Source organism: Aestuariivita sp., assembly GCF_049276915.1.
In the GTDB taxonomy this organism is placed as follows: domain Bacteria; phylum Pseudomonadota; class Alphaproteobacteria; order Rhodobacterales; family Rhodobacteraceae; genus Aestuariivita.
On sequence record NZ_JBASXK010000037.1, the window covers coordinates 1 to 1,501 of the forward strand.

Below are 1,501 nucleotides of genomic sequence, written 5' to 3' on the forward strand. Positions count from 1 at the left end.
GTATTTATCCACTATAATCGCAGCAATATCATGGCTTTAATCGCGGGGCTGGAAGCTCTGTATGTCCTCTGCAAGCCAACCCATCGGCGTGATTGCCAAGCTGCTCGACCTGTCGGAACGGCGGGTGCAACAGCTGAGTCGGGAGGGGGTGATCCCCAAAGCCAACCGGGGGCAGTATGACCTGATTGGTTCTGTGCGCGGCTATGTCCGCTATCTGCGGGACCAGGCGCTCAAGGCCCAGGCCGGGGCGCCGGATTATGCGGCCGAACGGGCGCGGTTCATCCGGGCCCGGGCCGACCTCGCGGAAATGGAAGCTGAAGAAAAGCGCCGATCCCTGATTGCTGCCGATGAGATCGAAGCGGCATGGATTGCCGTGCTGGCGCTGCTGCGCACCCGCCTGTTGGGGCTACCGGACCGGTTGGCCCCGCAGGTCTTTGACCAATCCACCATTGGAGACACCCGGACCCTGATCCGCTCCGCCATCCGCGAGGTGCTCGATGATCTCGCAGAGCCAGATATTGACCTCGAAACCGACCCTGAGATTGACGGGCTCGCCGATCCTGAAGCGGACGGTGCAGACGGCGCTGGCGGTTCTGAAGCCGCCGCCCGATCTGACGATCAGCGACTGGGCGGATCAGAACCGGCGGCTGAGCTCTGAGGCCAGCGCCGAGCCCGGCCAATGGCGCACCAGCCGCGCGGAATACCAGCGCGGCATCATGGACGCGATCTCGGATGCGGCGACTGAAACGGTCGTGATCATGTCCAGTTCACAGTGCGGAAAAACCGAGTTGCAGTTATGTACCGTCGGCTACCATATCGATCAGGACCCGGCACCGATCATGGTGGTGATGCCGACCGAGCGGGATGCCGAGACGTGGTCGAAAGACCGGTTCTCACCGATGGCGCGGGATACACCCTGCCTGCAGGACAAGATCGCCAACCCGAAGTCGCGGGACGGCAACAACAAGATTTTGCACAAGCGGTTTCCGGGTGGACACCTGACAATCGTGGGCGCCAACGCACCGTCGGGTCTGGCCAGCCGGCCGATCCGGCTACTGCTGTGCGACGAGGTGGATCGCTATCCGTTCAGCGCGGGCGCTGAGGGCGACCCGGTGAATTTGGCGCGCAAGCGGACGGTGACGTTCTGGAACCGCAAGATTGTGCTGGTGTCGACGCCAACGAATAAGGGCGCCAGCCGGATCGAAGCGGCGTTCGAGGAAAGTGACCAGCGCCAGTTCTGGGTGCCATGCCCGGAGTGCGGACAAGAACAAATCCTGACCTGGACACAGGTCAAATGGGACAAAGGTGAGGACGGCAGCCACAAGCCGGACACGGCAAGGTATCATTGCGTGGAGTGCGATGCGGTCTGGCGCGATGAGGTCCGCTGGGCCGCGGTCTCCAAAGGGCACTGGGTGGCAGAGCAGCCTTTTGCAGGCACTGCCGGGTTCCATCTGAACGAGATCTATTCGCCCTGGGTCCGGTTGGCGGCGATGGTGAAGAC

At 62.6% G+C, this 1,501-nt stretch carries 1 protein-coding gene and 1 pseudogene; both read left to right on the forward strand.

The window, feature by feature from the left end:
- Positions 1-61: 61 nt before the first annotated feature.
- Positions 62-658 (forward strand): terminase small subunit, Nu1, encoded by a 597-nt coding sequence (locus WAO69_RS03670; RefSeq protein WP_420587703.1) that lies wholly within the window; start codon positions 62-64, stop codon positions 656-658.
- Positions 659-716: 58 nt separating this feature from the next.
- A pseudogene (locus WAO69_RS03675) lies at positions 717-1,352 on the forward strand (phage terminase large subunit family protein); the annotation flags it as partial.
- Between the last annotated feature and the right edge of the window lie 149 nt (positions 1,353-1,501).

Bases quoted from the DNA above. Each gene is read 5' to 3' on its own strand.
- WAO69_RS03670 (WP_420587703.1), top strand. From the start codon at position 62: ATGTCCTCTGCAAGCCAACCCATCGGCGTGATTGCCAAGCTGCTCGAC.